The 20,262-nt window shown below is 62.7% G+C and carries 24 protein-coding genes and 2 pseudogenes; 17 read left to right on the top strand and 9 right to left on the bottom strand.

All coding sequences use genetic code 11. The annotated features are described in order from the left end of the window. Window positions 1–76: 76 nt before the first annotated feature. From F2P44_RS03910 to F2P44_RS03905, 3 genes and pseudogenes are all read right to left on the bottom strand, one after another. Window positions 77–427 (bottom strand): hypothetical protein, encoded by a 351-nt coding sequence (locus F2P44_RS03910; protein WP_167085184.1) that lies wholly within the window; start codon window positions 425–427, stop codon window positions 77–79. A gap of 88 nt (window positions 428–515) precedes the next feature. Next, window positions 516–641 carry a hypothetical protein gene (locus F2P44_RS36060; RefSeq protein WP_267877577.1) on the bottom strand — a complete coding sequence of 42 codons (126 nt, stop codon included), beginning with the start codon at window positions 639–641 and terminating at the stop codon, window positions 516–518. 210 nt (window positions 642–851) lie between these two features. Beyond that, a pseudogene (locus tag F2P44_RS03905) lies at window positions 852–1,084 on the bottom strand (PA0069 family radical SAM protein); the annotation flags it as partial. Window position 1,085: 1 nt separating this feature from the next. Here F2P44_RS03905 and F2P44_RS03900 point away from each other — a divergent pair. After that, a pseudogene (locus tag F2P44_RS03900) lies at window positions 1,086–1,688 on the top strand (SPL family radical SAM protein); the annotation flags it as partial. Window positions 1,689–1,730: 42 nt separating this feature from the next. Here the strand turns inward: F2P44_RS03900 and F2P44_RS03895 are convergent. Both F2P44_RS03895 and F2P44_RS03890 read right to left on the bottom strand, forming a co-directional pair. Beyond that, on the bottom strand, window positions 1,731–2,297 hold the full coding sequence (locus F2P44_RS03895) for a gamma-glutamylcyclotransferase (protein ID WP_167085228.1): 567 nt from the start codon (window positions 2,295–2,297) through the stop codon (window positions 1,731–1,733). A 310-nt stretch (window positions 2,298–2,607) separates the two neighbouring features. Continuing rightward, the gene (locus tag F2P44_RS03890; protein ID WP_167085182.1) at window positions 2,608–3,546 is read right to left on the bottom strand and encodes a LysR family transcriptional regulator; all 939 of its coding nucleotides are present in this window, start codon (window positions 3,544–3,546) and stop codon (window positions 2,608–2,610) included. Window positions 3,547–3,634: 88 nt separating this feature from the next. Here F2P44_RS03890 and F2P44_RS03885 point away from each other — a divergent pair, with 88 nt between their 5' ends. Genes F2P44_RS03885 through maiA form a run of 3 tightly spaced genes read left to right on the top strand, consistent with a single transcriptional unit; the run spans window position 3,635 to window position 5,851 of the window. Continuing rightward, entirely contained in the window at window positions 3,635–4,177 is a 543-nt protein-coding gene (locus F2P44_RS03885) for a VOC family protein (protein WP_167085180.1), read from the top strand. A gap of 7 nt (window positions 4,178–4,184) precedes the next feature. Then, complete coding sequence (locus F2P44_RS03880; protein ID WP_167085178.1) at window positions 4,185–5,210, top strand: fumarylacetoacetate hydrolase family protein; 1,026 nt, start codon at window positions 4,185–4,187, stop codon at window positions 5,208–5,210. Continuing rightward, a complete protein-coding gene (gene maiA / locus F2P44_RS03875; protein WP_167085176.1) occupies window positions 5,207–5,851 on the top strand; it encodes a maleylacetoacetate isomerase in 645 nt (214 codons plus the stop codon). Before F2P44_RS03880 ends, maiA begins: the two co-directional genes overlap by 4 nt. A gap of 36 nt (window positions 5,852–5,887) precedes the next feature. Here the strand turns inward: maiA and F2P44_RS03870 are convergent, their stop codons facing one another. Further along, entirely contained in the window at window positions 5,888–6,100 is a 213-nt protein-coding gene (locus F2P44_RS03870; protein WP_167085173.1) for a DUF2970 domain-containing protein, read from the bottom strand. A 219-nt stretch (window positions 6,101–6,319) separates the two neighbouring features. Here F2P44_RS03870 and F2P44_RS03865 point away from each other — a divergent pair, with 219 nt between their 5' ends. Continuing rightward, the gene (locus F2P44_RS03865; protein ID WP_167085172.1) at window positions 6,320–6,907 is read left to right on the top strand and encodes an NAD(P)H-dependent oxidoreductase; all 588 of its coding nucleotides are present in this window, start codon (window positions 6,320–6,322) and stop codon (window positions 6,905–6,907) included. A 145-nt stretch (window positions 6,908–7,052) separates the two neighbouring features. Here F2P44_RS03865 and F2P44_RS03860 read toward each other — a convergent pair whose 3' ends face one another. Continuing rightward, window positions 7,053–7,493 carry a CBS domain-containing protein gene (locus F2P44_RS03860; RefSeq protein ID WP_167085170.1) on the bottom strand — a complete coding sequence of 147 codons (441 nt, stop codon included), beginning with the start codon at window positions 7,491–7,493 and terminating at the stop codon, window positions 7,053–7,055. Window positions 7,494–7,663: 170 nt separating this feature from the next. Between F2P44_RS03860 and F2P44_RS03855 the strand changes: the two genes are divergently transcribed. From F2P44_RS03855 to F2P44_RS03800, 12 genes are all read left to right on the top strand, one after another. Beyond that, on the top strand, window positions 7,664–8,440 hold the full coding sequence (locus F2P44_RS03855) for a uracil-DNA glycosylase family protein (RefSeq protein ID WP_167085168.1): 777 nt from the start codon (window positions 7,664–7,666) through the stop codon (window positions 8,438–8,440). Between the two features lie 468 nt (window positions 8,441–8,908). Further along, window positions 8,909–9,391: a Fe-S cluster assembly transcriptional regulator IscR gene (gene iscR / locus F2P44_RS03850; protein WP_166876672.1), complete on the top strand. Its 483-nt coding sequence runs from the start codon at window positions 8,909–8,911 to the stop codon at window positions 9,389–9,391. 19 nt (window positions 9,392–9,410) lie between these two features. Continuing rightward, window positions 9,411–10,667, top strand: coding sequence for an IscS subfamily cysteine desulfurase (locus F2P44_RS03845; RefSeq protein WP_167085166.1), 1,257 nt, complete (start codon window positions 9,411–9,413; stop codon window positions 10,665–10,667). A gap of 27 nt (window positions 10,668–10,694) precedes the next feature. Next, a complete protein-coding gene (iscU, locus tag F2P44_RS03840; protein ID WP_099876445.1) occupies window positions 10,695–11,084 on the top strand; it encodes a Fe-S cluster assembly scaffold IscU in 390 nt (129 codons plus the stop codon). Window positions 11,085–11,118: 34 nt separating this feature from the next. After that, complete coding sequence (gene iscA / locus F2P44_RS03835) at window positions 11,119–11,442, top strand: iron-sulfur cluster assembly protein IscA (RefSeq protein ID WP_166876663.1); 324 nt, start codon at window positions 11,119–11,121, stop codon at window positions 11,440–11,442. A 22-nt stretch (window positions 11,443–11,464) separates the two neighbouring features. Beyond that, window positions 11,465–11,980: a Fe-S protein assembly co-chaperone HscB gene (gene hscB, locus F2P44_RS03830; RefSeq protein WP_167085164.1), complete on the top strand. Its 516-nt coding sequence runs from the start codon at window positions 11,465–11,467 to the stop codon at window positions 11,978–11,980. A gap of 97 nt (window positions 11,981–12,077) precedes the next feature. Beyond that, entirely contained in the window at window positions 12,078–13,967 is a 1,890-nt protein-coding gene (gene hscA, locus F2P44_RS03825; protein WP_167085162.1) for a Fe-S protein assembly chaperone HscA, read from the top strand. A 23-nt stretch (window positions 13,968–13,990) separates the two neighbouring features. Further along, window positions 13,991–14,332 (top strand): ISC system 2Fe-2S type ferredoxin, encoded by a 342-nt coding sequence (fdx, locus tag F2P44_RS03820; protein WP_054263701.1) that lies wholly within the window; start codon window positions 13,991–13,993, stop codon window positions 14,330–14,332. A 13-nt stretch (window positions 14,333–14,345) separates the two neighbouring features. After that, on the top strand, window positions 14,346–14,540 hold the full coding sequence (gene iscX, locus F2P44_RS03815; protein ID WP_167085160.1) for a Fe-S cluster assembly protein IscX: 195 nt from the start codon (window positions 14,346–14,348) through the stop codon (window positions 14,538–14,540). Further along, entirely contained in the window at window positions 14,527–15,423 is an 897-nt protein-coding gene (locus F2P44_RS03810; protein WP_167085158.1) for a class I SAM-dependent methyltransferase, read from the top strand. The genes iscX and F2P44_RS03810 overlap by 14 nt, the downstream gene beginning before the upstream one ends. Then, the gene (ltaE, locus tag F2P44_RS03805) at window positions 15,420–16,460 is read left to right on the top strand and encodes a low-specificity L-threonine aldolase (protein WP_167085156.1); all 1,041 of its coding nucleotides are present in this window, start codon (window positions 15,420–15,422) and stop codon (window positions 16,458–16,460) included. The genes F2P44_RS03810 and ltaE overlap by 4 nt, the downstream gene beginning before the upstream one ends. Then, window positions 16,457–17,191 carry an rRNA pseudouridine synthase gene (locus tag F2P44_RS03800; RefSeq protein WP_167085154.1) on the top strand — a complete coding sequence of 245 codons (735 nt, stop codon included), beginning with the start codon at window positions 16,457–16,459 and terminating at the stop codon, window positions 17,189–17,191. The genes ltaE and F2P44_RS03800 overlap by 4 nt, the downstream gene beginning before the upstream one ends. 16 nt (window positions 17,192–17,207) lie before the next feature. Here the strand turns inward: F2P44_RS03800 and F2P44_RS03795 are convergent, their stop codons facing one another. Continuing rightward, window positions 17,208–19,799 carry an MXAN_6230/SCO0854 family RING domain-containing protein gene (locus tag F2P44_RS03795; RefSeq protein ID WP_167085152.1) on the bottom strand — a complete coding sequence of 864 codons (2,592 nt, stop codon included), beginning with the start codon at window positions 19,797–19,799 and terminating at the stop codon, window positions 17,208–17,210. A 165-nt stretch (window positions 19,800–19,964) separates the two neighbouring features. Continuing rightward, complete coding sequence (locus F2P44_RS03790) at window positions 19,965–20,255, bottom strand: hypothetical protein (protein ID WP_167085150.1); 291 nt, start codon at window positions 20,253–20,255, stop codon at window positions 19,965–19,967. Window positions 20,256–20,262 lie beyond the last annotated feature (7 nt).

The following is a 20,262-nucleotide window of genomic DNA, read 5'->3' as shown; positions in this document are numbered from 1 at the left end:
GCCTATCTGCGCATGTCCAAACTCGCTCATTTACCCGTCAATCCCTTGCAGGCCGCCGCGAAGCGGTCGGTTTCAATTAGGCGATACCGTGGCGGTCGTCAAGTTTCACCGAAAACGTCATAGAGCCAAAATTTGCGCGGGCGTGAAAGAACAGCCCAGTGCGCAGAAACAGGTCGAGGCTGATTGAGTCGGCCTTGGCGAGGCAGCAGCCGTTACAGAACAGCTTCAACCCGGAGGTTGAATTCCTGCGTTCCAGCGGTTTGAGGAACCGGGCAACGATAAACACGTACAGCATGCGTAACCATATATACACTTGCTTCCCCCGTTTTTCGATCTGGATACTGCCCACATCAAAACGTTTCGTTTTAATGTTTTTTGCAATATTAGCAAATAATATCTCATGTAAGTGATCATGTTTTGTGTGCATCCTCTAAAATATTTCGTGACTATGCACCCCGCATGGCGCGGTCAATGAAGGGCAAAAACCTCGCAGTGGCAAACCCCGTCAGGGGGACCTACGAAAACAAATCCAACTGTCCCGCCGCCTTGCCGAATTGCTGGGCCTTCAACGGCGGCACCACCAGCGGCCGCTTGAAACGCGATGTATCAAGCTCGGCAAAGCGCCCGCTGCTCAGGTTCATGCCATATCGTTATACACATCTTTTTCCGCGCAACGTCATTTCAGCCCGGGGCGGCGATTTCCATGAGGTTTTGCCTAAAAATTAAGCGAAATGCGGGTATTTTAAGATCAACCGCACTGATTCTCTGTCGTTTCATGTCGACGGCGCCCTAGCGATGTCAGGCGCAAGTCGTTGATTTTATTATAAAAAAAGATGTGTATAACGACATGGGTTCATGCCCAGCCGCTGCACCGCCTTGACGAAACGCTGTCGAATAAGGTGGCCCACACGCCCTCGCCCGACATGCGCTTGCTGAAGTCGCTGTCGTACTCCTTGCCGCCGCGCATATCGCGCTCGGGGAAATGCACCTCCAGCCATTGCTGGAACAGGGGATTGACTTCCCATGGCAAGCGCAGCACGACGTAATGCGCGCTGACGGCGCCGGCGTCGCGCGCCGCCTCCACCGACACCGGTAGCATTTCGGCCATGGCGGCCAAGAACCAGGCGATTGCGGCGGTTACCATCACCACGCTCGACCCGGAAATCTCGCGCACGCTGGAACCGCGCGCGGCGGCACCGGCGCGGCGCCTGCGCACGATTAGGCGGCTGACGGACGCGGGCATCCCGGTGCGGGTCAGCGTCGCGCCGGTGATTCCCTTCATCAGCGAGCCCGAGCTCGAGCGGGTGCTGGAAGCCGCGCGCGATGCCGGTGCAGTGAGCGCGCACTACGTCGTGCTGCGCCTGCCGTGGGAGGTCAATCCGCTGTTCCAGGAATGGTTGCAAGCGCACTTTCCCGAGCGGGCGCAGCGCGTGATGAACCGGGTGCGCGAGCTGCGTGGCGGCAAGGACTATGACAGCGACTTCAGCAAGCGCATGCACGGGGAGGGCGTTTGGGCGGATTTGATACGCCAGCGTTTCGTCAAGGCGGTGGAGCGGCTGGGCATGAACGCGACCAGCGGGCGCTTTGCGCAACTCGATGCCGCACGGTTCAAGCGGCCGCTGGTGGTGCCGACAGCGCCCGCCAAGCAATGCGGCAACGCGACAGGGCAGCTGGATTTGTTTGGATAGGAGGCGCTCGATAAAACATTTTTCGCGGCTCGCTAGCCGTGCTTATTCACGCAGGTCAGTTAAATACCGCTCGATTTCAAACACGTGCGCGTCTTCCATGCCCAGTTCGCGCAGCGCGTGGGCAAGGTCGATCAGATAATCGCGGTTGGCGCCGCTCGGGCCGTGCGAGCGCGCGATTTGACGGGCAATATCACGCTCGCTCGCCTCGCCGAGGAAGGCGGCATTGTCTTCGGTCGCGATGTACACCAGCCCGAGTTCGCTGCCGCCGTCCTCGAAGCGGATGTCGGTTGCCAGACGCAGATAGCCGTTCTTTTCGCGGTGGTCCAGATGGGCAAACACTTCGGGGGTGATCAGGTAAGCCATGCCGGCGGTGACGGCGCCGGACTGCGCAATCAGCGTGGCCACGCGGCCCGGGGCAGTCTCCGTGCCGCGGTGATCGTGTGAACCTTGCCAGAAGCGCCTGGTCCAATTGCTGATCGTCGCCGGTTTGCGCTCGATGTACGGAAAGTCCGCCTTGAAGATCAGCGAGCCATAGCCGAACAGCCACACGCGATGGTGGCCGTCGAATTGATCCATGCGCTGGTTGATGGCGATGGTGTTGTGTGACATGGGTAGTATCCGTTGGAGGCGAGCATCAATTATAGAGGCGGCGCGCCACCGGCGCAGCGGCGGCAAGGCGCGCTGTCCATGACGCTTCGTGAGCGCGCCCGGCAGATGGCGGCTCGCAGCGTCCGTGGCCTGCTGCGGGTGTTGAGCCTCCACGATCGATAGCGTCGTTTGTGCATTCACGATCGATGGCGTCGTCTGCACGTCGGTGATCGATGGCGCCTTGGCGCGTCCGCGGTCGATGGCGTATTGCGACCGTCCGCAGCCGATCACATGGCGCTATGCGCGCAAGCTATGGCGCCATGTGATCGGCTCAAGACTGCGCAGGCTCCTGACCTACCGCGATGGGAATGTTCCAGTCATGCGACTCGACGAACTTGAACAGGAAGGCCATAAAGCTTTCCGCCGCCGGCGACAGCGAGCGCTTGTCGCGCGTGTACACGAAAAAACGCCGCGTCAGTTCCGGTTCGTGCAACTGGCGCATGTGCAACTGATGCAAGCGTACCAGCGGCTCGGCATACGGCAGGCAGACGGTCACGCCCAGTCCGGCGCTGACCATGGCCAGCGCGGTCGTCATGAACGTGACTTCATTGACCGGATTGAGCGGCACATCGCGCAGCGAATGGTGCATGTCGCTCAGCAGGCGCTCGGTGAACTGCCCTTGCAGCGAGATGAACGGGTAGGCTGCCAGGTCCGACCATGTCACGCGCTCGCGCTGCTCGAGCGGGTGCTGCTGCGGAAACACCAGCACGAAGGGCATCTCGAACAGCACCACCGCCTCGATCTGCGCGGTGGGATCGCGTTCCGGTCCGATGCCGCAGTCGACCTCGCCGCTGAACACGCGCGCCGTCACGTTTTCGACCGCGCAATCGACCAGGCGCACCTGGATTTCCGGATACACCTTACGGTAGGCGGCGATGACCTGCGGCAGCAAGGTGCACGACATCAACTGCGGGGCCGCGATCCGGACCACGCCTTTTTTCAGCCGTGTCTGGCTGGCGATGTCGAGCAGCGCGCCGTCGAGGTCATCTATCATCTTGGAAAACAGGGGCGTCAGCTCACGCCCGACCTCGGTCAGGGCGATCCGGCGCGTGCTGCGGTCGACCACGCGCACGCCCAGGGTCAGTTCGAGCTCCTTGATCAGCCCCGATAGCGCCGCCTGGGTCACGTGGAGATACTCGGCCGCCAGGGTAAAACTGCCGGTCTTGGCAAGCGCGACGAGGGCGCGCATCTGGCGCAGGGTGGGATTCATAGCTTAATCTGATAAGTCGCGTTGAAAATATTGTTTGAATGATAGTTCGTTTTGCACTCTAATAGGGGAATCAACAGGGGAGCACAGCATGAAAATTACCAGGATTCACCACGTAGCCTATCGCTGCAAGGATGCCAAAGAGACAGTCGAGTGGTACGTCAACTACCTCAATATGGACTTCGTGCTGGCCATCGCCGAAGACCAAGTGCCGTCGACCGGCGCGCCCGACCCGTACATGCACGTTTTTCTCGATGCCGGCATGGGCAATGTGCTGGCATTCTTCGAGCTGCCGAGCCAGGCGCCGATGGGCCGCGACGAGAATACCCCGGCCTGGGTGCAGCATCTGGCGCTGGAAGTCGGCTCCATGGACGAGCTGCTGGCCGCCAAGGCGCGCCTGGAAGCGGACGGTATCGAGGTCATCGGTCCGACCAACCACACCATCTTCAAGTCGATCTATTTCTTCGATCCTAACGGTCACCGCCTGGAGCTGGCCGTCAACACGGCCACGCCAGAGATGAAACAGAAGCTCGACGCCGTCAAATGGGACATGCTCAACGAGTGGTCCGAGACGCGCAAGGCGCCGAAACACGCGGCCTGGATGCACGAAAACCCCCGAGCGGACCAACAATAAGGCACACATGAAACTTGCAACATTGAAATCAGGCGGGCGTGACGGCTCGCTGGTCGTGGTCAGCCGCGACTTGTCGCGTTACCAGAAGGTTCCCAAGATTGCCGCGACCTTGCAGTTCGCGCTCGACAACTGGGACGATGTGGTCGAACGCTTGCAGGCCGTCTACATCGCCCTGAACCAGAATGGCACGTGGGATGCGCAGCCCTTCGACCAAGAACTGTGTCATTCGCCGCTGCCGCGCGCGTATCAGTGGGCCGACGGCTCGGCCTATATCAACCACGTCGAACTGGTGCGAAAAGCACGCAACGCCGAGGTTCCTGCGTCGTTCTACACCGATCCGCTGATGTACCAGGGCGGCTCGGATTCCTTCATCGGTCCGCGCGATCCGATCTACGCACTGTCGGAAGAGTGGGGCATCGACCTCGAAGCGGAAGTGGCGGTCATCACCGGCGACGTGCCGATGGGCGCCAGTGTCGAGCGCAGCGCCGCGGCCGTGCGCCTGGTCATGCTGGTCAACGACGTTTCGCTGCGCAACCTGATTCCGAACGAGCTGCTCAAGGGCTTCGGTTTCTTCCAGTCGAAGGCGGCCAGCGCGTTTTCGCCGGTCTGCGTCACGCCGGACGAACTGGGCGACGCATGGCAGGATAGCAAGCTGCGCCTGCCGCTGAACGTGCAGATCAACGCGCGGCCGTTCGGCAAGCCGAACGCGGGCGACGACATGACCTTCAACTTCGCGCAACTGGTCGCGCATGCGGCCAAAACGCGCGAACTCGCGGCGGGCACCATCATCGGTTCCGGCACGGTGTCGAACAAGCAGGGCAACTTGCACGGGTCGAGCATCGATAACGGCGGCGTCGGCTATTGCTGCCTGGCCGAAGTGCGCATGTACGAAACGATCGAGCATGGCGCGCCGACAACGTCTTTCCTGAAATTCGGCGACAGCGTGCGCATCGAGATGTTCGATGCCGCCGGGGCCAGCATCTTCGGCGCCATCGACCAGACCGTAGCCGTCTATGAGGAGCGTCGCCCATGAAGCTGTACACCTACTTCCGCAGTTCCGCCGCGTACCGGGTGCGTATCGCGCTCAACCTGAAAGGGGTGGGTTACGAATCGGTGCCCGTGCATTTGCTGCGCAATGGCGGCGAGCAGCTGGCGCCCGAGTATCTGGCGATCAACCCCAGCGCCCTGGTGCCCAGCCTGCAGGACAAGGGTGCCACGCTGACGCAGTCGATGGCCATCCTGGAATACCTGGAAGAGGTGCATCCACAGGTGGCCTTGCTGCCGCGCGATGCGCTCGGGCGCGCCCGGGTGCGCTCGCTGGCGCTGATGGTGGCTTGCGATACCCATCCGCTGACCAATCTGCGCGTGCTGCGCCATCTGGTGAATGAGGTCGGTTTGTCGGAAGAAGCCAAAACCGGCTGGTATGTGCACTGGCTGCGCGAAGGAATGGCCGCCCTGGAAGCGCACCTGGCGCATTCGCGTGACACAGGCCGTTTTTGCCACGGCGACATGCCGACCATGGCGGATTGCTGCCTGGTGCCGCAGGTATTCAATGCGCGCCGCTTTCACGTGGACCTGGCGCCGTATCCAACCATTGCCCGCATCGACGCCGTGTGCGCCGCGCTGCCGGCTTTTGCCGAGGCGCATCCATCGCGCCAGCCCGACGCCGAATAAGCGTGCCCTGGGCCTGCTCCTCGATGGAACAGGTCCTTAGCGGGTAGCGAACGCCACCACGCCGAGCAGGGTGGCGATCAGCAGCGCCACGCCGATCAGCCCGGCCATGATCACGTACGCGGGATTGAGGGCCGTGACGTCGCGGTCGAAGTCGGATTTGCGGCGCAGGCCGACAAACGACCAGGCGATCGCCGCCAGGGTCGAAAAAAACGACCGTTGAGTGCCTTGCGTAAGATTCGTGTCCGACATGCTGTTCCTCTTTCGATCAGTCCGGCAGGGCGCACGCCCCGATTCCCCTGAGCATAGCTGCCCTGGTTCGCACAAAACAGGAGCAGACCCATGCGCAATACCATATCAAGATGGGGAACCAAGCCGGCGCTGGCCTGTCATATAAATAAACAGGTAAGCCATGTGCGCTCGCCGTGCCGAGGGGGCGTATGACAATGCGATTCTGTCGGAAGGCATGCCATGCATAAGCGCATTCTGTTAATCCAGGGTCATCCCGATGCGGCGCAGGGGCATTTGTGTCACGCGCTCGCGGCCGCCTACGGCGCTGGGGCGGCCAAAGCGGGGCACGAGGTGCGGCAAACGCAGGTCGCCGCGCTCGACTTTCCTATCCTCCGCAGCCAGGATGAGTGGGAGCACGGTCCGTTGCCGCCCGGCTTGCAGCAGGCGCAAGAAGATATCCGCTGGGCCCAGCACATGGTGTTTTTCTTCCCGCTCTGGCTGGGAGACATGCCGGCCTTGCTAAAAGGCTTTCTGGAGCAGGTGGCGCGGCCGGGTTTTGCCTTTCCGGGCGACCGCATGCATCCGCTGGCCAAGAAGGGCTTGTCCGGACGCTCGGCGCGCGTGGTGGTCACGATGGGCATGCCGGCGCTGCTGTATCGCTGGTATTTCCGGGCGCACAGCGTCAAGTCGCTCAAGCGCAATATCCTGGGGTTTGTTGGCGTGGCGCCGGTGCGCGATACCCTGATCGGCATGGTCGGCGATCCGGAACGGCTGGCGCTGGACAAATGGGTTGGCGCGCTCGAAGCGATGGGGCGCAGTGCGGATTGATGTTCTGCGATGGGGCGCAGTGCGGCTTGATGTTCTGCAATGGGGTCGCAGCGGTGAGAAGGGCTGGCTTTGCTACGGGGCCAGGCGGCCCCGCATGTTTGCAGGCGAGGCACGTGGCCCCGCCTGCGGTGATCGTCTGCTGTGCTTAGTTCGCTTTTGCCGCACCATCGGTTGGCGACGAAATCTCTTGCAAGGCCTCGCCGACGCCGGTGGTTTGCTTGGTCGCCATGTCGCCCAGCGACACGATGCCGACCAATGAGTGCGATTGCTGGTCAACAACCGGCACGCGGCGGATCTGCACGTCGCCCATCTGGGTCAGGACTTCATCGACCGACTGGGTCGCGAAGCAGGTGCGCACTTCGGTGCTCATCACGTCGCCGACGCGGTGGCTTTCCGGGGCCTTGCCGGCAGCGGTGGAGCGCACGGTGATGTCGCGGTCGGTGATCATGCCGACCAGCTTCTCGCCGTCAACGACAGGAACGGAGCCGATATTGAATTCTTTCATGATCTGCGCGGCGCGGTGAACGCTGTCTTCCGGCGAAACACGTTGCACGTCGCGGGTCATGACATTTTGAATGGTTTGCATATAAGTCTCCAAAGCTGAATAGGTTAGTTGTTGCTACGTCATCCCAATCGGGTTGGCAGCATCATGCACGGATTCCAAAAAAAGCGCCGCGTGGTTGAAATTGCATCATCCGGCGTGCTGGCGGCAAGCCCGGTCGGCTACAATCCTCCCTTTTTCACCGGCAGGTCCCGATGTCCGTCCAACCCATTCCTCCCGCCATTCTCGACGCCGTCTCGCGTGCCGACCCATCCTGGCAGCCGATCCTGCGCCAGGGACTGGACGCGGTCATGCGCGCCGAGCCCCTCTACCTGCCGACCCTGGCCGCCGATAACTACCTGCCCACCGAACAGCGCCTGTTCGCCGCCTTTGCCTTGCCGCTCGACCAGGTGCGCTATGTGCTGGTGGGCGAGGGGCCGTATCCGCGCGCCGAGAGTGCCACCGGCGTCTGCTTCATGGATGGGGCTGTGGGCAAGCTATGGTGCGAGAGCGGGCTGTCCAAGCCGGTCAACAAGGCGACCTCGCTGCGCAACTTCATGAAAATGCTGCTGGTGGCCGATGGGCAGTTGCAAGCCGGCGATACCGGCGGCGCGGCCTTGGCGCCGGTAGCGGCCGCTGCGGCGAGCAACGGCAGCATCCAGACCCTGGCCGAGTTGCAGCACAAGCTGACGCAGCAAGGGTTTCTGCTGCTCAACGCCTCGCTGGTGTTCCGTTCCCATGTGGCGCCTGTGATCGATGCGCGTGCCTGGCTGCCATTCCTGCAAACGGTGATGGCCGCGCTGGCTGCCCGGCAACAGGCTCCCACGCTGGTGCTGTGGGGGAAAATTGCGGAACAATTACAAAAATTGCCGGAAACTAAGAGTTTTCCGCAGCTGAGCTCCGAGCATCCGTATAATTTGTCGTTTATCCAGCATGCCGGAATGCAAGCCCTGTTCGGGCCGATGCACTTGCTGCGCGCCGCAGGACTTTGACCGGCCGGGCTTGATCAAGCCCGCGAAAAATGGATGTCTGGCATGGTCAGGGTATGACTCGCGCTTGGTTTGTTGAGTATCGACAATGCCGGCTTGCCAGCGCCGCCCAGGATGATGAGCCGATGGCAATAGCCGCCGGAGCGCAGGCGCTCTCGAACCTGGATGTGCGCCTGCGCAGTGTCGGCCAGGGACGCATCATGCGGCAAGGGCCGGCAGCCCGACTATCTTGGCAGTACCGTTCCATGCATGCCGGATGAGCGGATGCTGCCGCAGCCCGGTGCAATGCCGGGCTCGTGCCCTGAAGTCGGGCTTGGCAGCCCTGGGGGAAAACAGGGGCTCCCAAGACAAGATGCCCCGTATTTGATATACTTGACTAATTCGATCAACTAATACGGTCTTTGATGGCAGGATGCATCGACCTCGTTGATTGAATTGAGGCAATATTTTACCACTGTGACCGGGATTGTGATGCGTCTGACCACAAAAGGCCGTTTTGCTGTAACTGCGATGATCGATCTTGCCCTGCGACAGGGCAAGGGCCCTGTCACGCTGTCGGGCATCAGCCAGCGCCAGGCCATTTCGCTCTCGTACCTGGAGCAATTGTTCGGCAAGCTGCGCCGCCATGAAATCGTCGAGTCGATCCGCGGCCCCGGCGGCGGCTACAGTCTGGCGCGCCGCGCCGACAAGGTCACCGTGGCCGACATCATCATCGCCGTCGATGAACCGCTCGACGCGACCCAGTGCGGCGGCAAGGAAAATTGCCACGGCGCCGATGCGGCCACCGGTACCCGCTGCATGACGCATGAACTGTGGGCCACGCTGAACGAAAAGATGGTCGACTATCTCGATTCGGTCTCGCTGCAAGACCTGGTCGACCAGCAAAAGCAAAAGAATTCTGAACAAAACGTCGTGCACGTACACCGCCCGCACGCCGCCGTCGGACAAAATTGAAGCATATTGGAGTGATTTGATGAACGCGCCTTTGGACAAAAACCTCGAGCAGACTTTCGTGACTGCCCCGCATTTCCCGATCTACATGGATTACTCGGCGACGACGCCGATCGATCCGCGTGTGGCGGACAAAATGATTCCTTACCTGCGCGAGCAGTTCGGCAATCCGGCATCGCGCAGCCATATGTACGGCTGGACCGCCGAAGCGGCAGTCGAGGAAGCGCGCGCCCACGTGGCCGCCCTGGTCGGCGCCGATCCACGCGAGATCATCTGGACTTCCGGCGCGACCGAAAGCAACAACCTCGCGCTCAAGGGCGCTGCCCAGTTCTACAAGACCAAGGGCAAGCACATCATCACCGTCAAGACCGAGCATAAAGCCGTGCTCGACACCGTGCGCGAACTCGAACGCGTCGGTTTCGACGCTACCTACCTCGAGCCGCAAGATAACGGCCTGATCACGGTCGCCCAGCTCGAAGCGGCGATTCGCCCGGACACGATTTTGGTGTCGGTCATGCTGGTCAACAACGAAATCGGCGTGATCCAGCCGATCGAAGAATTGGCCGCGCTGTGCCGCTCGAAAGGCATCATTTTCCATTGCGACGCGGCGCAAGCGACCGGCAAGGTGCATATCGACTTGGCCAACAGCAAGGTCGACCTGATGACCTTCACCGCGCACAAGACCTACGGCCCGAAAGGCATCGGCGCCCTGTACGTGCGCCGCAAGCCGCGCGTGCGCCTCGAAGCGCAGATGCACGGCGGCGGTCACGAGCGCGGCTTGCGCTCGGGCACCCTGCCAACCCACCAGATCGTCGGCATGGGCGAGGCTTTCCGCATCGCCAAGGAAGAGATGGACAGCGAAATCACGCGCATCACCGCGCTGCGCGACCGTCTGGCCAAGGGCTTGCAAGAGATCGAGGAAGTCTATATCAATGGCGACATGGAACACCGCGTGCCGCACAACCTGAACGTGAGCTTCAACTACGTCGAAGGCGAGTCGCTGATCATGGCGATCAAGGATATCGCCGTGTCGTCCGGTTCGGCCTGTACTTCGGCCAGCCTGGAGCCATCGTATGTGCTGCGCGCCCTGGGCCGCAGCGATGAGCTGGCGCACAGCTCGATCCGCTTTACCATCGGCCGTTTTTCGACCGAAGCCGACATCGACTTCGCAGTGGACCTGCTCAAGTCGAAAGTCCACAAGCTGCGCGAACTGTCGCCGCTGTGGGACATGTTCAAAGAAGGCATCGACATCAGTTCGATCCAATGGGCAGCCCACTAACCGTATTGAATATTCAGGAGTTTTACCATGGCATACTCGGACAAAGTGTTGGACCACTACGAAAATCCACGTAACGTCGGCGCCTTCGACAAGGGCGACGAAACCATCGGCACCGGCATGGTCGGCGCGCCGGCCTGCGGCGACGTGATGAAGCTGCAAATCAAGGTTGGCGCCGATGGCCTGATCGAAGACGCAAAATTCAAGACCTACGGCTGCGGCTCGGCGATTGCCTCGTCGTCGCTGGTGACCGAATGGGTCAAGGGCAAGACGCTGGACCAGGCGCTGTCGATCAAGAACACCCAGATCGCCGAAGAACTGGCCCTGCCACCGGTCAAGATTCACTGCTCGATCCTGGCGGAAGACGCGATCAAGGCGGCCGTGTTGGACTACAAGACCAAGCATCCGGCCGTCGCCTGAAGTTGAAATAAGCGTAGTAAACGCGGAGGGAAACATGGCAATCACACTGACCGAAAAAGCAGCCAAGCACATCAACCGCTTCATCGAACGTCGCGGCAAGGGTGTCGGCTTGCGTTTTGGCGTGCGCACCACGGGCTGCTCGGGCCTGGCCTACAAGCTCGAATATGTCGATGAAGCGGCGGCCGAAGACAATGTCTTCGAGTCGCACGGCGTGAAGGTCTTTGTCGACCCGAAAAGCCTGCCGTACATCGATGGCACCGAGCTCGACTTCACGCGCGAGGGCTTGAACGAAGGCTTCCGCTTCAACAATCCGCACGTCAAGGACGAGTGCGGTTGCGGCGAAAGCTTCCGCATCTGACCTCGGTCGGATAGCCGCACCCATGCAGAATCACTTCGATCTCTTCAACCTGCCGCCCCGTTTCACGCTCGACACGGGCGCCCTCGACGCCGCTTACCGCGACGTCCAGGGGCAGGTGCATCCCGACCGCTTCGTCAACGCCACCGACGCCGAAAAACGGGTCGCCATGCAATGGGCGACACGCGCCAACGAAGCCTACCAGACCCTGAAAAACCCGCAGAAGCGCGCCCAGTATTTGTGCGAGCAGAATGGCGTCGACTTGCAAACCGAGTCGAACACGGCCATGCCGATGGCATTCCTGATGCAGCAGATGGCGTGGCGCGAAGCGCTCGGCGACGCGCGCGCGGCCAAGGATCTGGACGCGCTGGAAGCGCTCGACGAGCAGGTCAAGCAGGAACGCACCTCGCGCCTGGTGCAGATCGGCGGGCAGCTTGACGCGGGCGATTACGAACAGGCCGCGCAAGGGGTGAGGGCGCTGATGTTTCTGGAAAAATTCGGTGAAGAACTTAGCTTCGCCTTCGACGCGCTCGAACAATAAGAACGGTCTGGACGCTTGCGCCAGGCGTGCCCGCGTCGTTCCTGCCAATGGCTGGAACGACGCGGGCACTCGCATATAAAAAGAAATCGGTACTTACATGGCACTTTTGCAAATTTCAGAACCCGGCATGTCGACCGCGCCGCACCAGCATCGGCTGGCCATCGGCATCGACCTGGGCACCACCAATTCGCTGGTCGCCACCGTGCGCAGCGGCAGTCCCGAAGTATTGAGCGACGAAGAGGGCCGGCCGCTGCTGCCGTCCATCGTGCGCTACCTGCCGAACGGCCACGCCAACATCGGCTACAAGGCCCAGGCCCACCAGACCACCGATCCGAAGAACACCATCGTCTCGGTCAAGCGCTTCATGGGACGCGGCCTGGCCGACATCGCCTACGCTGAAAACCTGCCCTACGATTTCCAGGACTCGCCCGGCATGGTGCAACTGAAAACCGTGGCTGGCATCAAAAGCCCGGTTGAAATCTCGGCCCAGATCCTGGCCACGCTGCGCCAGCGCGCCGAAGACTCGCTCGGCGACGAGCTGGTCGGCGCCGTCATCACCGTGCCCGCCTACTTCGACGATGCCCAGCGCCAGGCCACCAAGGATGCGGCCCAGCTGGCCGGCCTGAACGTGCTGCGCCTCTTGAGCGAGCCGACTGCCGCGGCCATCGCCTACGGTCTCGATCACGGTTCCGAAGGCGTGTTCGCCGTCTACGACCTTGGCGGCGGCACCTTCGACATCTCCATCCTCAAATTGTCCAAGGGCGTGTTCGAGGTGCTGTCCACGGGCGGCGATTCCGCGCTAGGCGGCGACGACTTCGACCACCGCCTGTTCTGCTGGGTGTGCGAGCAGGCCAAGCTGGCCCCCTTGTCCGACGAAGACACCGCGATCCTGATGGTCAAGGCGCGCCAGGCCAAGGAACTGCTCTCGACCAACGCCGACACCACCATCGACGCCATGCTGAACTCCGGCGAGATCGTGCACGTGAAAATCAGCGCCGAAGTCTTTGCCGACATCACCAGGCACCTGGTCAACAAGACCATGACCGCGATCAAAAAAGCCATGCGCGACGCCTCGGTGTCGGTCGATGATGTCGACGGTGTGGTGATGGTCGGCGGCGCCACCCGCATGCCGCACGTGCGGCGCGCGGTCACCGAATTTTTCAAGACCATCCCGCACGCGAACATCGATCCGGACAAAGTGGTGGCGCTGGGCGCCGCCATCCAGGCCAATCTGCTGGCCGGTAACCGCGCCGCTGGCGACGACTGGCTGCTGCTCGACGTGATTCCGCTCTCGCTCGGTATCGAGACGATGGGCGGCCTGGTCGAAAAAATCATCCCCCGCAATTCGACCATTCCATGCGCCCGCGCGCAGGAATTCACCACCTTCAAGGATGGCCAGACCGCGCTGGCGGTGCACGTGCTGCAGGGCGAGCGCGAACTGGTATCGGACTGCCGTTCGCTGGCGCGCTTCGAGCTGCGCGGCATTCCACCGATGGTCGCCGGCGCCGCCCGCATCCGCATCACCTATCAGGTCGATGCCGATGGCTTGCTGTCGGTGTCGGCGCGCGAAACGCGTTCCGGCGTCGAAGCGTCGATCACCGTCAAGCCATCCTACGGCCTGGCCGACGATGAAGTGGCGCGCATGCTGCAGGATTCGTACACCTCGGCGCAAGGCGACATGGTGCGGCGCGCGCTGCGCGAAGAACAGGTCGAGGCCGAGCGCATCCTGCTGGCCACGCAATCTGCGCTCGATGGAGACGCCCGCCTGCTCTCAAGCGAGGAACGCGCCTCGGTCGATGCGCTGATGGACGGCGTGCGCGCCGCGCTGGCGGCATCGAACGTCGAGGACGGCGAGCCCGCACCGAAGCAGGCAGCATTGCACGCAGCGGTCGATGCGCTGGCCCACGGCACCGAAGAATTCGCGTCGCGCCGCATGGACCAGAGCGTGCGCTCGGCGCTGGCCGGAAAAACGCTCGACGAAATTTAAGAAACACTACCAGGACAATCACCGTGCCACAAATCGTATTCCTTCCCCATCCCGTGTTCTGCCCTGAAGGCGCCGTCATCGAGGCGCCCGCCGGCAAGTCGGTGTGCGACGTCATGCTCGAAAACGATATCGAAATCGAGCACGCCTGCGACCGCGTTTGTGCCTGCACCACCTGCCACGTGCTGGTGCGCGAAGGCTACGCCTCGCTCAACGAGCCGGAAGAAAAAGAAGAAGACCTGCTCGACCGCGCCTGGGGCCTTGAACCGGTCTCGCGCCTGTCGTGCCAGGCGATCGTGGGAACCGAAGACCTGGTGGTCGAGATTCCGAAGTACACGATCAATCATGCGGCCGAAAAGAACCATTGATCAGGAGAGCGCCATGAAATGGAGCGACATCACGGCCATCGCCGAGGCGCTGTTCGACAAACACCCCGAGGTCGATCCGGCCACGCTGCGTTTCGTCGACCTGCACAACTGGGTGATTGAACTCGACGGCTTCGACGACGACCGCACCCGCGGCGGCGAGAAGGTACTGGAAGCGATTCAGGCGGCGTGGATCGATGAAGCGCGCTGATACCACCGCCGACAAGGCCAAGCCGGCTGAAACGCTGGCGCCCGAAATCCGTCCGGGCCAGTCGATCGCGCTGCTGCAGGAGCTGCACATCCTCACGCGCGACGGCAAACTCAATCAGGACAGCCGCCGCAAACTCAAGCAGGTGTATCACCTGTATCAGTTCATCGAACCGCTGCTCAAGGAAATCCAGCAGGACCACGCCGCCATTTCGCTGGTCGACCATGGCGCCGGCAAGTCCTACCTCGGCTTCATCCTGTACGACCTGTTCTTCAAGGGCCTGGACGACGGTTCGCGCATCTACGGCATCGAAACGCGCGAAGAACTGGTGCAAAAGTCGACCGCGCTGGCGCACAAGCTGGGCTTTCCGGGCATGTCGTTCCTGAACCTGTCGGTGGCCGAATCGACCCGCTCCGACAAGCTGCCGGACCAAATCGATATCGTCACCGCGCTCCACGCCTGCAACACTGCCACCGACGACGCCATCGATTTCGCGCTCAAGAAGCGCGCCAAGTTCATGGTGCTGGTGCCGTGCTGCCAGGCCGAAGTGGCCACGGTCCTCAAGAAGAACAAGGGCAAGGACCTGGGCAAGAGCGCGCTGACCGAAATCTGGCGCCACCCGCTGCACACGCGCGAATTCGGCAGCCAGGTCACCAACGTGCTGCGCTGCCTGCAGCTTGAAGCGCACGGCTACCAGGTCAGCGTGACGGAGCTGGTGGGCTGGGAGCATTCGATGAAAAATGAACTGATCATCGCCAGCTACAAGAACCTGCCGCGCAAGCGTCCGACCGACCGCTTGCAGGAAGTCCTCGCCACGCTCGGCCTGGAAGAAATGGGCGAGCGTTTCTACACTCAACATTTAGCGGAAGCCGAATCGACGACATGAGCCACGACGCCCCCTCCTGGATTGACCTGCGCAGCGACACTGTCACCCAACCGGGCGAGGCGATGCGTGACGCCATGCACAGCGCGCCCGTGGGCGACGACGTGTACGGCGACGACCCCACCGTCAACCGCCTGCAGGACACGGCCGCCGAGATGTTCGGCTACGAGGCCGGGCTGTATGCGCCGTCGGGGACGCAGAGCAACCTGATTGCGCTGCTGCTGCACTGCGCGCGCGGCGACGAGTACCTGGTCGGCCAGGAGGCGCACACCTACAAGTACGAAGGCGGGGGCGCCGCAGTGTTGGGCAGCATCCAGCCGCAGCCGATCGCCAACCAGCCCGATGGCAGCATCGCACTGGCCGACATCGAGGGCTACATCAAGCCGGACGACATGCACTTTGCCCGCACCCGCGTGCTGGCGCTGGAAAACACCATCGGCGGGCGCGTGCTGGGCGCCGACTACATGGCGGCCGCCACCACGCTCGCGCATGCGCGCGGCCTGGTCACGCACCTCGACGGCGCGCGTATCTGTAACGCCGCCGTCAAGCAGGGCATCAGCCTGCGCGCCGCCTGCGCCGGTTTCGACAGCGTCTCGGTGTGCCTGTCCAAGGGCCTGGGCGCGCCGGTCGGCTCGGTCCTGTTGGGGAACAAGGCCTTCATCGAACAGGGTAAGCGCTGGCGCAAGATGCTCGGCGGCGGCATGCGCCAGGCCGGCATGATCGCGGCGGCGGGTTTGTACGGGCTCGAACACAATGTGCAGCGCCTGGCCGATGACCACAGCAACGCGGCCAACCTGTCGCGCGGGCTGGCGCAGATCACCCAGCTCAAGGTCGCCACGCCGCAGACCAATATTTTTTACATCGAGGTACCGCCGGCCGCCTGCGACGCCCTGCGCGCCACGCTCGCGCGCGAGCATATCCGCGCCACGGTGGGCCAGCACACGCGCCTGGTCACTCACCTCAACATCAACGCGGCCGACGTCGAACGTGTCGTCGCCGTATTCACCGCATTTTTTAAAGACTGGCACCAAGCTTCATGAACGATTCCACCATCCGCCTCGCCAAGCGCGTCTCCGAAATGATGCCGTGCTCGCGCGCGGAAGCCGACAAGTACATCGCGGGAGGATGGATCAGCGTTGACGGCGTCGTCGTCGAGGAAGCCGGCGCCCGCGTGGCCGACGAGCAGGACGTCGTCATCCATCCCGAGGCCACACTGGTCGAACTGACGCCCGTCACCATCCTGTTCCACAAGCCGGCCGGCTACAGCGCCGGTGCGGACGCCGATGCCGAACCGGCCCTGAACCTGCTCACGCAAGAGAACCTGCTGCTGGCGGAACATGGCAAGCAGCGCTTCCTCAAGCGCCACCTGGCCAACCTGACGCTGACATCGCCGTTAGAGGCCAAGGCCAGCGGCCTGGTAGTGTTCACCCAGGACTTCCGCGTGGCGCGCAAGCTGGTCGACGAAGGCGCGCGCGTCGAGCAGGAGTTCGTGGTGGAAGTCAAAGGCACGATCCGCGAAGGCGGCCTGGCGCTGCTCAATCACGGCCTGACCTTCAACGGCAAGGAAATCCCGCCGATGAAGGTGAGCTGGCAGAACGAAACGCGCCTGCGCTTTGCGCTCAAGGGCGTCAAGCCCGGCCAGCTGATGCACATGTGCCGCCTGGTGGGCCTGAGCATCGTCAGCACCAAGCGCCTGCGCATCGGCCGCGTGCCGATGGCCAGCCTGGCGCCAGGGCAGTGGCGCTATCTGCACGACTACGAGCGCTTCTGACCCGGCGCCGCCAGGGTTACGAAATCAGGTCGCTGGCGGCGATGGTCGCCGCGCTCACGCCGGGCCGCAGCGCATACACGATGCTGTTCTCCGGCAGCGCGATATCGGCGTCGAGCAAGGCCGCGAACAGCGGCGCTTCGTGCATGACGGGCGCGTTGTCGACGTCCTGCGGATTCCACCTGCGCAGACGTGCCAGGAAGCTGGCGTTATCTTCGCCCTCCTGGCGCGACAGCGCTCGCAGCGTGCCATCACCCCGCAAGATCACCCGTTGCGCCCGCGCCGCCCCATGCAGCAAGACCAGATGGTACATCGACATGCGGATGCTGCTGGCGAAGTAGGCAATCATGGCCGGGCAAACGGCACTGATCGTCGCAGTCGACGTTTCCACGTTATTGAATTCAAATCCGCCCGGTGCATACAGGTCCAGCCAGTGCAGCTGGTTTTCCTGAAGGTCGAACACCATCGGCAGGAATACGCCGTTGGTTCCGGCCAGGTCGAAGCGCAGCGCCACCGTGCGCGGATCGAAGTGGGCACCTTGCACGTCGTCGCGGAACATCAGGCCGGCGAACGCATGTTCCAGGTCTTCGAAAGGCATCCCCGAGTAATTGTTCAGCACCGCGACCGCATAGCGCACGCCGTTCTGGCGCGCCAGGTCGCAGTCCAGGTCGATGAATTCGCTGGCGCCGTCGGGGAAGGGCGCGTCCGTCAGGTCGCCCGCACTGGTGGCGATGATGCTGCCATCGCTTCCCTTGCACGTTAGCTGATAGTAGGAACAGACTCCCCGGAAATGCCACTGTTCGTCGTAGAACGCGACCGAGAGATCCAGGTCGCTGCGCCCGCCGTTCTCCGGCTGGCACCAGTGCAGGAACAGGCGCGCCTTTTTGCCCGGCGGGACCGGCAGCACCGAGCCGCGCGGCAGCTGGATGGCCGAGCGGCTTGCGGTGCGTTCGTTGAACGGTACCATGATGTCGGCCAGCGCGGTATCGATCAAGCACTCGCCCACGGGCGGCTTGCTTGAAAAGCGCGCCAGCAGCTCGCGCTCGACCAGGGCCACTGCCTGGTCCACCGTCTGCCGCGGCAGGGGGGCGCGCTGGTCGGGCGCCATGAATCCGGTCGCCACGGACCCTTTGGGCCAGTAGAGGCGCGTCTCTCCGGCGTGCAGGCGGTTTGGCAGCAGGGCGAGCAAGGTCAGTAGTACCGGGGTGGCAAACTGCGGCGCGCAGCTTGCAAACGCGTCCAGCACCGCGCTGCTGGCGGTGCTGTCGCCATCTGCCACGCGCAGGGCGTGGTCGAAGCGGCGTGCCAGTTCCCCCGGCCGCTGGCGCAGCAGCGCGACCATGGCGACGGCATCCTTGCGCATGACGGCCTTTTCCAGCCCCGCGTAAAAGGTCTCGAACTGCGGTCCCGGGGTGCCGTCCGGGCCCTTCTTGCGCACCACGCCGAACGCAAACGCCACCTTCGGATAGCGCTTGTGGTATTCGTGCGGATGCAGGAATTCGCCCAGCCAGACCCAGTACGCGCGGTGGCGCAGCATGTCTTCGGTCAGCGAGTCGGGATGAAAACTCTCCAGCAGGGCGAGCAGCGCACGGCGTAGCGGGCGCCCCAGTTTGGCCATCTTGAAGCGCTTGATGGTCACGGGAAGCGGCAGGCTCGCTTGCTTGTTCCAGTACGATCCCGGCGTGAACAAGGTCTTGAAGCGCGCCATGCCACGCGCCTTCGCGATCGGCACCTGGCGATACACGACTTGTCCTTGCAGCGACGGGTCGGCACCGGAGTAGACGGCGACGAGGCGAATGACGTCGGTCGCGGTGCCGATATGCGCAGCGGCGGCGGCCAGCACGGCGGCCGGCTCGCAGTGCTTGAGCAGGGTGCCGAACAGCAGCGCGATATTTTCGCGCACCGGGATCTGTTCGGGAATCCAGGCCAGCAGGCGCAGGCGGTACTCGCCAGCGAGCGTCTTGAAGTCGTCCGTGTCGACCGGCGACATGGCCTGCTTGCGCGCGCACAGGGCGCTTACCAGCACCTGCGCCGCGTCGTCCATGCTGGCGCCGAGGTCGAGCAGCTTGAGCGGCATGTGTACCGCCGCCTTTTGCTTCTGCCCCGGGTCGGGCAGGAAGAACGGCGAGTCGCGGTCGGCGTGGCGGTTGCAGATCGGGCAGGCGCTGTAATTGCCGCCGTCGAAGCAGGCATCGCACACGACGTGCCGGCACGGCTTGAGCACATGGGTGGTGCCAGTGCGGGCGCAGTGCAGGCAGGGCTGGTCGGGTGCCTGCATGAAGTGGGTCAAAACCCGGTCCATCCACAGCGCCTCGGTGTTGGACGGGATATTGTTGGGGAAGCGCCGGAACAGCGGCGTGTGCTGGCGATTGCCGCCGAGCTGCGCCGCCAGTGTCTCCCAGATGTGCTCTTGCATGGCGCTCAGCAAAGCAGAATCGAGCGTTTGCAGGCGCGCGCGCAGGCGCTGCGATAGCGCGTAGCCGAGCTTGGCCAGGTCGATATCGAACAGCTGCATGCAGGCGTCGGGCTGCTGGGCGGTCCGGTCCGGGGCGAATACAGCGGCATGGCGGCGCAGCAGCAGCGCCCGGGTTTCTTTAAAATCGACAGACATAGTGGGTCCCCAAAACAAAAAAACGGATGCAGGCACGCGCCATGATCCGTTTTTGAAAGGTGAGAAGGGAATCGGCCAGACTGAATCAGGGGTAGAAGGAAGCCCGGCCTGAGCCTTCTCAAGCAAATACTAACCGATTATTATGGATTACTCAATACGCGCGGTTTATCGCTTGCGTTTGCTGTTCGAGCGCACGTTGCGCGAGAAATAAGCGGGATCCTTTTTTGCGACCCAGGCGATAAACGCGCGAATATCCTCATGCTGCCGCAATGCCTCCCAGGTATGGAAGGATTTGAACAATTCATGTTCGGTGAAGGTCGAATGGATTTTCTGGTGGCAGATCTTGTGAATGTCGAACTGCTCGCGTCCCTTGTAGGTCTTGGGAATCAGGTGATGGCGGTCGACGTGGGCCTTGCCGAGCGCACGGCCGCACAGGGGGCATGCGGCGTCGCTCATCCGCTCC

Origin of the sequence: Massilia frigida (genome assembly GCF_011682175.1) — a bacterium.
GTDB lineage: Bacteria > Pseudomonadota > Gammaproteobacteria > Burkholderiales > Burkholderiaceae_D > Telluria_A > Telluria_A frigida.
This window is presented reverse-complemented; position numbering and strand designations above follow the sequence as displayed.

Coding starts and splice junctions, on each gene's coding strand:
- F2P44_RS03790 (WP_167085150.1), bottom strand. CDS start 20,255: ATGAGCGACGCCGCATGCCCCCTGTGCGGCCGTGCGCTCGGCAAGGCC.
- F2P44_RS03890 (WP_167085182.1), bottom strand. CDS start 3,546: ATGAATCCCACCCTGCGCCAGATGCGCGCCCTCGTCGCGCTTGCCAAG.
- F2P44_RS03800 (WP_167085154.1), top strand. CDS start 16,457: ATGAACGATTCCACCATCCGCCTCGCCAAGCGCGTCTCCGAAATGATG.
- iscA (WP_166876663.1), top strand. CDS start 11,119: ATGGCAATCACACTGACCGAAAAAGCAGCCAAGCACATCAACCGCTTC.
- F2P44_RS03880 (WP_167085178.1), top strand. CDS start 4,185: ATGAAACTTGCAACATTGAAATCAGGCGGGCGTGACGGCTCGCTGGTC.
- maiA (WP_167085176.1), top strand. CDS start 5,207: ATGAAGCTGTACACCTACTTCCGCAGTTCCGCCGCGTACCGGGTGCGT.
- iscR (WP_166876672.1), top strand. CDS start 8,909: ATGCGTCTGACCACAAAAGGCCGTTTTGCTGTAACTGCGATGATCGAT.
- hscB (WP_167085164.1), top strand. CDS start 11,465: ATGCAGAATCACTTCGATCTCTTCAACCTGCCGCCCCGTTTCACGCTC.
- iscX (WP_167085160.1), top strand. CDS start 14,346: ATGAAATGGAGCGACATCACGGCCATCGCCGAGGCGCTGTTCGACAAA.
- F2P44_RS03885 (WP_167085180.1), top strand. CDS start 3,635: ATGAAAATTACCAGGATTCACCACGTAGCCTATCGCTGCAAGGATGCC.
- F2P44_RS03895 (WP_167085228.1), bottom strand. CDS start 2,297: ATGTCACACAACACCATCGCCATCAACCAGCGCATGGATCAATTCGAC.
- ltaE (WP_167085156.1), top strand. CDS start 15,420: ATGAGCCACGACGCCCCCTCCTGGATTGACCTGCGCAGCGACACTGTC.
- hscA (WP_167085162.1), top strand. CDS start 12,078: ATGGCACTTTTGCAAATTTCAGAACCCGGCATGTCGACCGCGCCGCAC.
- F2P44_RS03860 (WP_167085170.1), bottom strand. CDS start 7,493: ATGCAAACCATTCAAAATGTCATGACCCGCGACGTGCAACGTGTTTCG.
- F2P44_RS03810 (WP_167085158.1), top strand. CDS start 14,527: ATGAAGCGCGCTGATACCACCGCCGACAAGGCCAAGCCGGCTGAAACG.
- F2P44_RS03865 (WP_167085172.1), top strand. CDS start 6,320: ATGCATAAGCGCATTCTGTTAATCCAGGGTCATCCCGATGCGGCGCAG.
- F2P44_RS03855 (WP_167085168.1), top strand. CDS start 7,664: ATGTCCGTCCAACCCATTCCTCCCGCCATTCTCGACGCCGTCTCGCGT.
- iscU (WP_099876445.1), top strand. CDS start 10,695: ATGGCATACTCGGACAAAGTGTTGGACCACTACGAAAATCCACGTAAC.
- F2P44_RS03870 (WP_167085173.1), bottom strand. CDS start 6,100: ATGTCGGACACGAATCTTACGCAAGGCACTCAACGGTCGTTTTTTTCG.
- F2P44_RS36060 (WP_267877577.1), bottom strand. CDS start 641: ATGAACCTGAGCAGCGGGCGCTTTGCCGAGCTTGATACATCGCGTTTC.
- F2P44_RS03910 (WP_167085184.1), bottom strand. CDS start 427: ATGCACACAAAACATGATCACTTACATGAGATATTATTTGCTAATATT.
- F2P44_RS03795 (WP_167085152.1), bottom strand. CDS start 19,799: ATGTCTGTCGATTTTAAAGAAACCCGGGCGCTGCTGCTGCGCCGCCAT.
- F2P44_RS03845 (WP_167085166.1), top strand. CDS start 9,411: ATGAACGCGCCTTTGGACAAAAACCTCGAGCAGACTTTCGTGACTGCC.